The sequence below is a fragment of the Brevibacterium sp. genome (genome assembly GCF_031179145.1).
Lineage (GTDB): Bacteria > Actinomycetota > Actinomycetes > Actinomycetales > Brevibacteriaceae > Brevibacterium.
Window position 1 is genome coordinate 20,308 of sequence record NZ_JAPSIB010000010.1, and the last position, 13,177, is coordinate 33,484.

Below are 13,177 nucleotides of genomic sequence, written 5' to 3' on the forward strand. Positions count from 1 at the left end.
CCGCAGGGTGTGAGCGGAGACTTCGGCCAGGAGTAATGATGAGCGATTCGTCGAACGAGGGCAACGACCCGACAGAGGGCATCCTCGCCGATCTGGCCAATCTGCAGGTGGCAGCTGCGGCCGATGACAATTCCCAGGACCGTGACGTCGAGAGCATCCAAGAGCGCCTCGACCGCATCGCCGAGGCCGCGCAGTCGCTGCGCGAGTCCGAACCGGACGAGGAATCCGAGTCCGATTCCGCCGACCGCGGCACCGGGCGTCGGGCCCCACGCAAGGCCAGCAGCGCCGTGGCCAATCGCGGACTCGTCTTCGAGCAGTTCGTGCGAGAATCAGCGGCCGAAGACAGCGACTCCGAAGACAGCGACTCCGAAGACGTCGACTCCGAGGAAGTCGACCCGGAGGACGACGCTGCCGAGCTCGACGACGAGGACAGCTCGGACGTCGAGGATCACACCACCCCGGCACCTGCTTTCGACCCCCGCAATCCTTTCGCCGTGGCCCCCGCCCCGGCGCCTGCTCCGCGACCGGCAGCCCCGGTCCCGCCGGCCGGCGGTCTGATCTTCCAGGTCCCCCAGGCCGAACTCGCCGAGGTGGTCGTGACCGAGGACGAGGACGAGGACACCTACGACGACTACGACGTCGACGAACCTGACACCGCCGAGTCCGACCGAAGTCGCCCCGACTCCGACGACGCAGACGCGAATGACGGCGGTCGTCGCCGCCGTCGCGGCGGTCGCGGTCGGCGCTCGCGCGGTCGTGATGACAACCGGGACGAGGCCGGCAAGGACTCGGACACCGGCGAGTCGGCTCCGTCTCAGGACGAGGACCCCGAATCCGATTCACGCACCGAAGGCGCCTCGTCGGGTCGGAAGCGGTCCGAGAAGAAGTCATCCGGTCAGGATCGGAACAGGCAGGATCGGGACGGCCAGGACAAGACTGATCAGGGCAGGTCCGAGCAGGACAAGAGTGATCATGACAAGTCCGAGCAGGACAGGTCCGAGCAGGACAGGTCCGGCCGCGACAGGAACGAGAGTCAGACCGACAGGTCGGACCAGGACACTGACGATGACGGCGACGACGACGAGAACGGTTCGCGTCGCAGGCGTCGTCGCCGCTCCCGCACCCGTGGCGCCGACAGTGACGAAGTCACCTCGCTCAAGGGCTCGACTCGACTCGAAGCCAAGCGTCAGCGTCGCAAGGAGGGTCGCGAGGCCGGCCGCCGACGTCCGGTGATCACGGAAGCCGAGTTCCTCGCTCGGCGCGAATCCGTGGAGCGGACAATGCTGGTCCGCGAATCCGGGGAGCAGACGCAGCTGGTCGTCGTCGAGGACGGCATCGCCGTCGAGCACTACCTCAAGGAGAACCGGCAGCAGTCCTCGCTCATCGGCAACGTCTACCTGGGCAAGGTCCAGAACGTCCTGCCGAGCATGGAGGCTGCCTTCATCGACATCGGGAAGGGACGCAACGCAGTCCTCTACGCCGGTGAGGTGAACTGGGACGCGCTCGGGATGGAGGGCAAGACGCGGCGGATCGAGCTCGCGCTCAGCCCCGGCGATGCCGTGCTCGTCCAGGTCACCAAAGACCCCGTCGGTCACAAGGGCGCCCGCCTGACCAGCCAGATCTCCCTGCCAGGACGGTTCCTCGTCTATGTGCCCGGAAGCTCGATGACAGGCATCTCACGGAAGCTGCCCGACGTCGAGCGATCCCGGCTGAAGAAGCTGCTCAAGGACCTGGTGGGCGATTCTGCCGGAGTCATCGTCCGCACGGCTGCCGAAGGCGCCTCGGACAAGGAGCTCGGACGCGACGTCGAGCGATTGGCCAAGCGCTGGGAGACCATCGAGAAGAAGTCGAAGTCGACGAAGGTGCTCGCTCCGCAGCTGCTCTACAGTGAGCCCGACATGATCGTGCGGATCATCCGCGACGTCTTCAACGAGGACTTCAACTCGCTCGTCATCGATGGCGACGGAGCCTGGAACACGATCCACGAATACGTCGAAGCAGTAGCTCCCGACCTGCTCGATCGTGTGCACCGCTACTCGGGCGACGAGGACATCTTCGACCACTACCGCGTCGAGGAGCAGATCCAGAAGGCCCTCAGCCGGACCGTGAACCTGCCTTCGGGAGGGTCCCTCGTCATCGACCGGACCGAAGCCATGACCGTCATCGACGTCAACACCGGCAAGTTCACCGGCGCCGGAGGAAACCTCGAGGAGACGGTCACCCGCAACAACCTCGAGGCCGCCGAGGAGGTCATCCGGCAGTTGCGCCTGCGCGACATCGGCGGCATCATCGTCGTCGACTTCATCGACATGGTCCTCGAATCCAACCGCGACCTCGTGGTGCGTCGTCTGGTCGAATGCCTCGGACGTGACCGGACCAAGCACCAGGTCGCCGAGGTGACTTCGCTGGGTCTCGTCCAGATGACCCGCAAGCGCATCGGCACGGGCCTGGCCGAATCGTTGGTGTCCGCCGGTCATGACCTGTCGGGTCGGGGACTGCTCCTGCCCGGCTCCGAAGAGGATGGATCGAAGGCAGCCAGCTTCGGCTCCAGTTCGTCCAACTCGAACTCCAACGCCGGCGGAAAGCGTGACCGGAAGCGTCGTTCGGATTCCTCTCCGAAGAAGTCGGAGCCGGAGGCCGAGCCAGTGACGGTCGACGCTTCGCGCTCGGCCGTGGCGGCGATCGCCAAAGCGACCCTGAAGAAGGATGAAGTCTCCGCGGAGGGGTCCGATGACGACCTTCAGCCATCCGATGAGGTGCAGTCCGGTGATGAGAAGTCGCGGGGGCGGTCTCAGGACGACAGGGGCTCCAAGGAGCAGTCGCGGCGTTCGTCGAAGAGCGGCCGACGCCGTTCGAACCGGTCCAAGTCGACGGGCGACTCCGCTGCCGACTCGGCCACCGAGCCGGCTGCGGAGTCGAGCACCGCGTCCGCTGCCGACACAGCCTCGGGATCCTCTGCGGACACGTCGTCGGGCGAGGGCCGGTCGGGCCGTGCTCGTCGATCCGAGAGCCGAGGACGCGAGACGCAGCAGCACGAGACGCAGCGGCACGAGACGAAGGCTGCGGCCGAGCCGGCTGGGGAGATGCCGCTGATGATCGGCGCGGACACCACGACGAAGGTCGCTGTGGCGGAACCGGCCACGGCACCTCGGCGGCGGAAGCCGACGGTCCAGGCACAGCCCGAGCCCGCGAAGGAAACCCTGCCCTCGTCGTTCGTCATCATCGGCGAGGACTGAGAGCCTCAAGCGAGGGCTGAGAGCTCCGAGAGCGAATCGTTGGCTGTGATCACGGGCTGAGTCCCGATCTCAGACAGAACGTCCCGGCAGACGAAGGCGCCGGGCCCGATGGATGTCATCCACCGGGCCCGGCGCCTCTTCGCATCCGGCTCAGCCGGACGTCTGGTTCCGGCTTACCCGGACTTCTGGTTCCGGCTGGTGCTGATCGTCGGCTGCGCCGCTTGGTCCCCGCACAGGACGATCATGAGGTTGGACACGAGGTCGCTGCGCTCGGAATGGCCCAGGGTGACGATGCCGCGGCTCTCGATCTCCTCGATCGCGGTCTCGACCATGCCGACAGCCCCTTCGACGATCAGCTGGCGCGCGGCCACCACGGCGGTCGCCTGCTGCCTCTGCAGCATCGCGCGGGCGATCTCGGGAGCGTAGGCGAGCTGAGTGATCCGGGACTCGATGACCGTCACCCCGGCGGCGGTGACACGCGCGGCCACCTCCTCGGACAGCTTCGACGTGATCTCATCGGCGTTGTCCTTCAGCGACATCCGGTTCGAGTCGGACGAGTCGTATGCGTAGGAGTTGGCGATGTGGCGGACCGCGGTCTCCGCCTGAATGGCGACGAACTCCTCGAAGTCGTCGACCTCGAACGTCGCCTGCGCCGTGTCCCGGACCTGCCAGACGACCACCGCGCCGATCTCGATCGGATTGCCGTCGAGGTCGTTGACCTTGAGCGTCGAGGTCTCATGGTTGCGGATACGAGTCGAGACCAGATTCTTGGTGAACAGGGGATTGACGAATCGAAGTCCCGACTGGCGGACCGTGCCGACGTACTTGCCGTAGAGCTGGAGGACCACGGCCTGTCCGGGTGCCACGGAGATGCAGCCTTTGAAGAGGAACATCGAGGCGATGAACATGATGATCCCGGCGATGATCAGTCCGATCCCCGCACCCGGCTGGGCGAAGGTGAGGAAGAAGCCGAACGCCCCTGTCAGCAGGGCGAGGACGAGGAGCACGACGGCGGCGACGATCGCGAAGTACCCGGAGACGGCTCCGGCGGGACGTTCGCGGACGCGTTCGCCTTCGGGGGAGCGGAGCACCGGTGGGCGTCCCGGGCCCTGCTGGCTCGGTCCCTGCGGGTTGGGCCCCTGCTGGCTCGGTCCCTGCGGGTTGGGCCCCTGCTGGCTCGGCGCGTGCTGGCGGGGCGACTGATGAGCGGGCGGAAATGGGGGAGGGTGGGGATTCTGTGTCATGCCGCCAGTCTAGAGCCTCGACGAAATCACAATCGGTCTTGTCCCAGCGATCTCCTGCTCCCCGAAAGACGCTCTCAGAGTGTGACCCAGATTACATTTGGGTAAAGGTCTCAGCTGGACGGGCCATAGTGCTTGAAGCCGGGTGACCGATAGGGAAAGTTATAGCGACATGGACACCTATCTTTCAGGCGCACATCCGCCCACAGCCATCCTGGCCGACGTCGCCCCGTCATCACCGGTCGACGACGCCATCAATTCCTGGTTCGAGCCGATCGCCACCGCGTTCGGCACCGTCATCTTCTTTCCGATCACAATCGGAGAGGTGAGCTTCCCGTTCGTGGTGCTGTGGCTGGTCGCGGCGGCGCTCATCTTCACCGTTTACTTCGGATTCGTTCAGTTCCGCGGGTTCGGGCTGTCGTTCGAGATCGTGCGCGGAAAACACAACCTTCCCGACGATCCGGGGGAGGTCACGCACTTCCAGGCACTGTCCTCGGCAGTCTCCGGCACTGTGGGGCTGGGCAACATCGCCGGCGTCGGAGTCGCCATCGCCCTCGGCGGACCCGGTGCCACCTTCTGGATGATCATCGCCGGGCTGCTCGGCATGTGCACCAAGTTCGTCGAATGCACGCTGGGTGTGAAGTACCGCGAGATCGACGAGAACGGTGTCGTCCACGGCGGCCCGTTCAAGTATCTGCCCGTCGCCTTTCGCCGATTCTCCCGTCCGGTCGCCACCGCACTGACCGGACTCTTCGCGGTGGCCATCCTCGTCTTCGGGGTTGTCGGCGGCGGTATGTTCCAGTCGAACCAGACTTTCGCGCAGGTCCGCACGGCTACCGGAGGCACCGACGGACTGCTCGGTGGGCCCTGGGCAGGACTCATCTTCGGCATCCTGTTCGCCGTCCTCGTCGGACTGGTCATCATCGGCGGAATCAAGTCGATCGGACGGGTGACCGGCAAGCTGGTCCCCGGAATGGGTGTGTTCTACGTTCTGTCCTGCCTGCTGGTCCTGGCTATGAATTTCGGCCAGATCCCCGAAGCGATCGCCGAGATCTTCCGCGGTGCCTTCGACCCGCAGGGGATCACGGGCGGCATCGTCGGCGTGATGATCATCGGCTTCCAGCGCTCGGCGTTCTCCAATGAAGCGGGCATCGGCTCGGCGCCGATCGCCCACTCGGCGGTCAAGACCCGCAGGCCTGTCTCGGAGGGATTCGTCGCGCTCCTCGAGCCCTTCATCGACACCGTCGTCATCTGCACCATGACCGCACTGACGATCATCGTCGCCAACCAACCCTCCTACCGTGAGGACCTCGGCGAGGGTGAGATCGGCGGAGTGGCTCTGGCGTCGGACGCCTTCACCACGGTGGCTGACTGGTATCCGATCCTGCTCGCCATCGCGGTGGCGCTGTTCGCCTTCTCGACGCTCATCACCTGGGCCTACTACGGGGAGCAGGCGTGGAGCTACCTCTTCGGGCGGTCGAAGACGACCGTCATGGTGTTCCGCAGCCTGGTCTGCATCTTCGTGGTCATCGGTTGTGTGGCGACCTTCAGCAAGGTCGTCGAGTTCGCCGATGCGGCACTGTTCATGTGTGCGTTCATCAACATCCTCGGCCTCTACATCCTGATGCCGGTGGTGAAGAAGGAGATGAAGAAGTACCTCGCCGATCGCAAGGCGGGCACGCTCAACGACCCCGACACCGTCGACGCCGTTCCCGTCGACGATCGTGACCGGATCTGAGCATCGTGATCCTGGTGATCCACGTCCATCGTTAGACTGGTGGGCGTGGATCACTTTGACATCGACAACGACACCGCCCGCGCTGAGCAGCGACTGCTCGAGCTGCGGGGCAGCATTGACAACATCGACGCGGCGCTCGTCCATCTCCTGGCCGAGCGCTTCAAGCTGACTCAGTCCGTGGGCGAGCTCAAGGCCGACCACGGGCTGCCGCCTGCGGATCTTGATCGGGAGAACCGCCAGGTGGCCCGGCTGCGCAGACTCGCCGAAGAGTCCCAGCTCGACCCGGAGTTCGCAGAGAAGTTCCTCGCCTTCATCGTCGCCGAGGTGATCCACCGGCACGAACGGATCGCCGAGGGCCGCTGACCTCCCCAAGAGAGCCGCAGCCCCCGCCGAGAGCCGCTGAGGCTTCGGTTTGCCCGCAGTGAGTTCTCTGGACTAGAATTGAGCGTCGGTGCGCTTGAAGCACCACGGCAGGTGTTTCCTCTCAATGGGACGCCCGCGGGGAACCGTCTTCGCGGGAGCCAAGGGATCAACCGCCGTTCGTTTGTGTATATGCAGAAAGGGTTCGACCATGGTCTATGCCATTGTCCGTGCCGGTGGCCATCAGGAGAAGGTCAGCGTCGGAGACATCATCACAGTCAACCGTATGAAGGCGAAGGCCGGAGACAGCGTCGAACTCGATGCCGTGCTTCTTGTCGACGGCGACTCAGTCACGACTGACGCAGATGCCCTGTCCAAGGTGTCCGTCAACGCCGAGGTCGTCGGTGAACTCCGCGGTCCCAAGATCGTGATTCAGAAGTACAAGAACAAGACCGGTTACAAGAAGCGTCAGGGCCACCGCCAGGACCTCACCCGTCTGAAGATCACGAACATCAAGTAAGAGGAGTTTCACGAAATGGCAAGCAAAAAGGGAGTCAGCTCGACTCGCAACGGTCGCGACTCGAACCCCCAGTACCTCGGTGTCAAGCGCTTCGGCGGGCAGGTCGTCAAGGCCGGCGAGATCATCGTGCGCCAGCGCGGAACCAAGTTCCACCCGGGCACCAACGTCGGACGCGGAGGAGATGACACTCTCTTCGCCCTGTCCGCAGGGGCTGTCGAATTCGGCACGCGCAACGGTCGCAAGATCGTGAGCATCGTCGGCGCCTGAGCGCGCCGCAGCTGAATCGTTCAACAACTGATTTTCCCCGTCAGGGGTCCATGAAGGGTGAGTCCTGTGACTCACCCTTCATCTGATATAAGGACATTATGGCCACCGAGTTCATTGATCGTGTCACAGTTCATCTGCGCGCCGGAGACGGCGGGAACGGCTGTGCCTCGATCAGGCGCGAGAAGTTCAAACCCCTCGGCGGTCCCGACGGGGCCAACGGCGGATCCGGCGGTGACATCAGGTTCGTCGTCGACACCCAGACCACCACTCTGCTTCCCCTCCATCACCGCCCCCATCTGCGGGCGACCGACGGCGGCATCGGCAAGGGCGATCTGCGCCACGGCGCCGACGGCGGCGATCTCGTCGTGCCTGTGCCCGAGGGCACGGTGGTGAAGAACCAGTCCGGCGACATCATCGCCGACCTCGTCGGAGCCGGCACCGAGTACATCGCCGCGGCCGGAGGCCGGGGCGGGCTCGGCAACGCCGCCCTGGCGTCGAACAAGCGCAAAGCTCCTGGCTTCGCATTGCTGGGTGAGCCCGGTGAGACCGTCACCCTCGTGCTCGAGCTCAAGACGATCGCCGACATCGCGCTCGTCGGCTACCCCTCGGCCGGCAAATCCAGCCTCATCGCCGCGCTCTCCTCGGCCAAGCCGAAGATCGCCGACTACCCGTTCACCACCCTCGTGCCCAACCTCGGCGTCGTCGAGGCGGGCGACGTCCGATTCACCGTCGCCGACGTCCCCGGGCTGATCCCCGGAGCCTCCGAGGGCAAGGGGCTGGGGCTCGAATTCCTGCGCCACGTCGAACGCTGCGCGGCACTCGTCCACGTCATCGACATGGCGACCTGGGAGCCCGGCCGAGACCCCGTCTCCGACCTCGAGGTGATCGAGTCGGAACTCGACGCCTATGCCGTCGACCTCGACCAGGGCAACGGTCTGCTGCCGCTGTCGGAGCGACCGAAGCTCGTCGCGCTCAACAAGATCGACATCCCTGACGGCCGAGACCTCGCCGACATCGTGCGCCCCGACCTCGAGGCCGCCGGCTACCGGGTGTTCGAGGTCTCTGCCGTCAGCCACACCGGTCTGCGCGAGATCTCCTTCGCGATGGCCGAGCTCGTCGTCGCCGAACGGACGCGCCGAGCTGAACTCGAGGCGATTCCGAAGCGCCTCGTCATCCGCCCCAAGGCCGTTGACGATCGCGGCTTCGAGGTGCGCCGGGAGGAGAGCCCGGAGGGTCCCCTCTTCCGCGTCCGCGGCGAGAAGCCCGAACGCTGGGTGACTCAGACCGACTTCGCCAACGACGAAGCCGTGGGCTACCTTGCCGACCGCCTCGAGCGCCTCGGCGTGGAGGAGTCTCTGTTCAAGGCCGGAGCCAAGCCCGGCGACACCGTGGTCATCGGCGGTGAGGACGGGGTCGTCTTCGATTGGGATCCGACCAGCGTCGGCGGTGCCGAACTCCTCGGCTCCCGCGGATCTGACCTGCGCCTCGAAGAGGACGTCCGCTCCACCCGCCGGGAACGCAAAGCCTCCTATCACGAACGAATGGACGCGAAGGCCGCCGCGCGCGCGGAGATCGAAGCCGAACGTTTGGCCGAACGCTCCGGTCGGGGCACGTCGGCGGAAGCTGCCTCCACCTCGGCGAACTCGACCCCCACCTCGGCGGAAGCTGTCTCCACCTCGGCGAACTCGACCCCCACCTCGGCGGAAGCTGTCTCCACCTCGGCGAACTCGACCCCCACCTCGGCGGAAGCGGATCGGACTGCCGACGAACCGGAGTCCGATCAGCGGTGAGGGAGACATGTTCGGGTGCGACGGCTGAGATCCGCGCGCACATCGCCGGCGCAAAACGCGTCGTCGTCAAGGTCGGCTCCTCATCGCTGACGACGCTCGATGGCGGACTCGACGAGTCGCGCCTCGTCGCACTGACCGACGCCATCGGTGCCCACCGCGCCCGCGGCCACGAGATCATCCTCGTGTCCTCCGGCGCGATCGCGGCCGGACTCGAACCGATGGGGCTGAAGCGCAGGCCCCGAGACCTGGCGACCCAGCAGGCCGCGGCCGGCGTCGGGCAGGGACTGCTCATGGCCGCTTATGCTCGAGCGCTCGGCCGCTTCGACATCGTCCCCGGTCAGGTGCTGCTGTCCGCCGACGACCTGATCCGGCGCACCCACTACCGCAACGCCCAGCGAGCGATCGACAGACTCCTGACCCTGGGCACCCTGCCCATCGTCAACGAGAACGACGCCGTGGCCACCGAGGAGATCCGGTTCGGCGACAACGACCGCCTCGCCGCCCTCGTCGCCCACCTCACCCACGCCGACGCGCTGATCCTCCTCTCCGACGTCGACGCCCTCTACTCGGGACCGCCGCATCTGGTCGACTCCCACCGCATCGACCACGTCAGCGGCCCCGCGGCCCTCAATGACGTCGCCGTCGGGGGAGTCGGCACCGCAGGCACCGGCACCGGGGGCATGGCGACGAAGGTCGAAGCCGCACTCATGGTTGCCGATTCCGGGATCCCCGCGGTGCTCACCTCGGCGGACAACGTCACCTCCGCCCTCGAGGGTGAGGACGTCGGCACATGGTTCTCCGTCACCCACCGCCGCCGCGGGACGCGCCTGCTGTGGCTCCGGCACCTGGCGAAGACCAATGGAGCGGTGACGATCGACCGCGGCGCCGAGGCGGCCGTCCGATCGCGGGGCACCTCGCTGCTCGCCGCGGGAGTGACCGGGGTCGACGGCGACTTCGAAGCAGGTGACCCTGTCGAAATCAGGAATCTCGACGGTGAGGTCATCGCCCGCGGCATGACGAACTTCTCCTCGGCCGAGCTGCCCGCCATGTTCGGCTTCTCCACCGACGAACTTGGAACCCGGCTCGGAAGTGACTACCGTAAAGAGGTCATCCACCGCAACGATCTCGTGCTCACCCAGGTGAGCGGGAGGGGATAGTTCATGAGCGCTGCATCCGACATCCACCCGAAGACCGTCCGTGGCGTCACGCGGGTGGCCCGGAACGCCAAGAGCGCCGCCGCTCAGCTGGCCACCGCGTCGACCGCGGAGAAGAACGCCGCCCTGCAGGCCATCGCCGACGGGCTGCGGACACACTCCGCGAAGATCCTCACCGCCAACGAAGCCGATCTGGCGGCCGGCGAGGCGGGCGGCCTGAGCGCAGCCCTGCTCGACCGTCTCAGCCTGAGCGAGGAGCGCATCGAGGCCATCGCCGCCTCGGTGGAGAAGGTCATCGACCTCGATGATCCGGTGGGCAACATCGTCGTCGGCCGGACCCTGCCCAACGGGATCCGCCTGACGCAGACCCGGGTGCCGATGGGAGTCATCGGGGCGATCTATGAGGCCCGTCCCAACGTCACCGTCGACATCGCGATCCTCGCCCTCAAGGCCGGCAACGCGACAGTGCTGCGCGGCGGATCCGCCGCCGAGAAGTCGAACAGCGAGATCATCTCGATCATGCGCCGAGCGGTCGAATCCGCCGGCCTGCCCGTCGACACGGTCAACGGGATCGATCAGTACGGTCGCGACGGCGCGAGCGTGCTGATGAATGCCCGCGACTACGTCGACCTCCTCATCCCTCGGGGTGGCGCGGAACTGATCAACAAGGTCGTGCAGGAGTCGATCGTGCCCGTCATCGAAACCGGGATCGGCAACGTGCACATGTTCATCGACTCCTCGGCCACGGTCAAGACCGCCGTCGACCTCGTGCTCAACTCGAAGACCCATCGGCCCAGTGTGTGCAACTCGCTGGAGACCCTGCTCGTCCACGAGAAGGCGGCGAGGCGGGTTCTGCCGAAGATCCTCGAACGCCTCGAGACGGCCGGCGTCATCGTCCATGCCGATGCCGACGTCGCCCAGCTGGCTCCCGAATCGATGAAGATCCGAAAGGTCTCCCGCCGGGACTGGGCGAAGGAGTATCTCGACCTGGAGCTCGCGGTGAAGATCGTCTCCGGCATCGACGAGGCGATCGACCACATCCGCGCCTACACCTCCGGACACACCGAGGTGATCGTGACCAAGGACATCGACAATGCGGAGACCTTCGTCACAGGGATCGACGCCGCGGCTGTCGGCGTGAACGTGTCCACCCGCTTCACCGACGGCGGGGAACTGGGGTTCGGCGCCGAGGTGGGCATCTCCACGCAGAAGCTGCATGCTCGCGGTCCGATGGGCGTCGAACAGCTGACCACCACCAAATGGGTGATGGTCGGCAACGGTCAGGTCAGAATCTGAGACCCGGCCGGATGCATCGACTCCGCGCCCACCTGCGCTCTTCGGGTCGAGGGTCTCCTCGGTCGCGTCCTGACCGTCACGCTATGTCGATACCCGTTTGTCGTCGAGTTCGTGAGAAACTTGTTCCAGCATCGCAGACGCATCCGCGTCGGAAGTCTCGCAAAGGAGTACACCAGTGAACGCCGCTCTTCTCGCAGCAGCTGCCGAAGGCACCGAACATGCCGCCCACGCCGAACCGGCGATGGCGCCGATCCTCTACGGTCTCATCACCCTGTCGATCTTGATCTCGATGGCGGTCGTGAGCCGGTCCTGGAAGGGCATCGCCTTCCGCCACTGATATGGCAAAACAACCCCGCCGGGTCGGTGTCATGGGCGGCACCTTCGACCCCATCCACAACGGCCACCTCGTCGCCGCCTCAGAGGTCCAGGCGACCTTCGACCTCGATGAGGTCGTCTTCGTCCCCACGGGTCGTCCGTACCAGAAGGACGTCCGGGAAGTCACCGACGCCGAGAGCAGGTATCTGATGACGGTGGTCGCCACCGCATCGAATCCGCGCTTCACGGTCTCCCGAGTCGACGTCGACCGCCCGGGCCCCACGTACACCATCGACACTCTGCGCGATCTGTCGAGAATCTACGGATCCGACACAGAGATGTACTTCATCACCGGCGCGGATGCTTTGGCTCAGATTCTGACGTGGAAGAATGTGGATGAGCTGTTTTCCTTGGCGCACTTCGTCGGAGTGAGCCGACCGGGGCACGAACTGCATGGTGAGGGCCTCCCGGTGGACAGGTTGAGCCTGGTGCAGATTCCGGCACTGTCGATCTCGTCCACGGATTGCAGACAACGGGTGATGGAGGGATCGCCGGTCTGGTACCTCGTGCCGGATGGGGTTGTTCAGTACATCGCGAAATACGAGTTGTACAGGAGTGAGAATGGCTGAGGAGCACTTCACGTCACGTCGTGAAAGGCGGGAAGCCGAACGGTTGGCGGCAGAGCAGGCGTTCGAGGCACGTTCGACCCCTGAGCAGCCGAGCGATTCCGGCGGACCCTCCCGGGCCGAGTTGCTGAACCCGGCCGAACCTCCGGCGAGCCCGTCCGAGGATGCGGCGTCCCGTGACGATGCGTCCGCAGCGGAGGGCGACTCCTCTGACCCGTCGTCGACGACGACAACGCCAGCGCTCGATCCCGCGACAGCGCCACCGCTCGACCCCGCGCCGGCGCCGCGCCAGGTCCACGAACGTGGAGCGTTGGCCTCTGATCATCCGCAGGAGACCCGGCCACCGGTGAGCGCCGAGGATCGTCTTGATCCCCAGCGCGCCCCATTGCCGCACTTCGAGACCCGCGCCGAACGCAAGAGATACCTCCGCGAGCACGGTCTGTCCGCTCGGGGTGACCTGTCCACCGGTGCGATCCCGGTCATCGCCGGTCCCGACGAACACAGCGACGAGCCTGCTGAGCACGAATCGTATGACACCGCCGGTTTCGGGGGAGCGTCCGACGAAGTCGCCGCCCGGGATTTCGAGGCTCCGGTGACTCCGGACTCGGCACCCAGGCCCACTCCTGTCGACTCG

11 protein-coding genes and 1 pseudogene are annotated in these 13,177 nt (G+C 65.9%); 11 read left to right on the top strand and 1 reads right to left on the bottom strand.

All coding sequences use genetic code 11. The features are described 5' to 3' along the window. Nucleotides 1-38 precede the first annotated feature (38 nt). A complete protein-coding gene (locus tag RIT73_RS08915) occupies nt 39-3,236 on the top strand; it encodes an Rne/Rng family ribonuclease (protein WP_309131720.1) in 3,198 nt (1,065 codons plus the stop codon). A gap of 173 nt (nt 3,237-3,409) precedes the next feature. On the opposite strand, the gene RIT73_RS08920 is transcribed toward RIT73_RS08915, so the two are convergent. Next, nucleotides 3,410-4,480 carry an SPFH domain-containing protein gene (locus tag RIT73_RS08920; protein WP_309131721.1) on the bottom strand — a complete coding sequence of 357 codons (1,071 nt, stop codon included), beginning with the start codon at nt 4,478-4,480 and terminating at the stop codon, nt 3,410-3,412. Nucleotides 4,481-4,649: 169 nt separating this feature from the next. Here RIT73_RS08920 and RIT73_RS08925 point away from each other — a divergent pair, with 169 nt between their 5' ends. The 10 genes and pseudogenes from RIT73_RS08925 to RIT73_RS08970 all read left to right on the top strand — a co-directional run. After that, nucleotides 4,650-6,215: an alanine/glycine:cation symporter family protein gene (locus RIT73_RS08925; RefSeq protein WP_309131722.1), complete on the top strand. Its 1,566-nt coding sequence runs from the start codon at nt 4,650-4,652 to the stop codon at nt 6,213-6,215. 45 nt (nt 6,216-6,260) lie between these two features. Continuing rightward, nucleotides 6,261-6,578 carry a chorismate mutase gene (locus RIT73_RS08930; protein WP_309131723.1) on the top strand — a complete coding sequence of 106 codons (318 nt, stop codon included), beginning with the start codon at nt 6,261-6,263 and terminating at the stop codon, nt 6,576-6,578. A gap of 208 nt (nt 6,579-6,786) precedes the next feature. After that, the gene (rplU, locus tag RIT73_RS08935; protein WP_309131724.1) at nt 6,787-7,095 is read left to right on the top strand and encodes a 50S ribosomal protein L21; all 309 of its coding nucleotides are present in this window, start codon (nt 6,787-6,789) and stop codon (nt 7,093-7,095) included. Between the two features lie 15 nt (nt 7,096-7,110). Then, nucleotides 7,111-7,362: a 50S ribosomal protein L27 gene (rpmA, locus tag RIT73_RS08940; protein ID WP_309131725.1), complete on the top strand. Its 252-nt coding sequence runs from the start codon at nt 7,111-7,113 to the stop codon at nt 7,360-7,362. Nucleotides 7,363-7,460: 98 nt separating this feature from the next. Next, nucleotides 7,461-9,152 (top strand): GTPase ObgE, encoded by a 1,692-nt coding sequence (obgE, locus tag RIT73_RS08945; protein WP_309131726.1) that lies wholly within the window; start codon nt 7,461-7,463, stop codon nt 9,150-9,152. Next, a complete protein-coding gene (gene proB / locus RIT73_RS08950; protein ID WP_309131727.1) occupies nt 9,149-10,309 on the top strand; it encodes a glutamate 5-kinase in 1,161 nt (386 codons plus the stop codon). The genes obgE and proB overlap by 4 nt, the downstream gene beginning before the upstream one ends. A gap of 3 nt (nt 10,310-10,312) precedes the next feature. Continuing rightward, on the top strand, nt 10,313-11,602 hold the full coding sequence (locus tag RIT73_RS08955) for a glutamate-5-semialdehyde dehydrogenase (protein ID WP_309131728.1): 1,290 nt from the start codon (nt 10,313-10,315) through the stop codon (nt 11,600-11,602). A 175-nt stretch (nt 11,603-11,777) separates the two neighbouring features. Continuing rightward, nucleotides 11,778-11,939: a hypothetical protein gene (locus RIT73_RS08960; RefSeq protein WP_309131729.1), complete on the top strand. Its 162-nt coding sequence runs from the start codon at nt 11,778-11,780 to the stop codon at nt 11,937-11,939. Between the two features lies 1 nt (nt 11,940). Next, the gene (nadD, locus tag RIT73_RS08965; RefSeq protein ID WP_309131730.1) at nt 11,941-12,546 is read left to right on the top strand and encodes a nicotinate-nucleotide adenylyltransferase; all 606 of its coding nucleotides are present in this window, start codon (nt 11,941-11,943) and stop codon (nt 12,544-12,546) included. Next, nucleotides 12,539-13,177, top strand: a pseudogene (locus RIT73_RS08970) (hypothetical protein); the annotation flags it as partial. The gene nadD and the pseudogene RIT73_RS08970, both read left to right, overlap by 8 nt.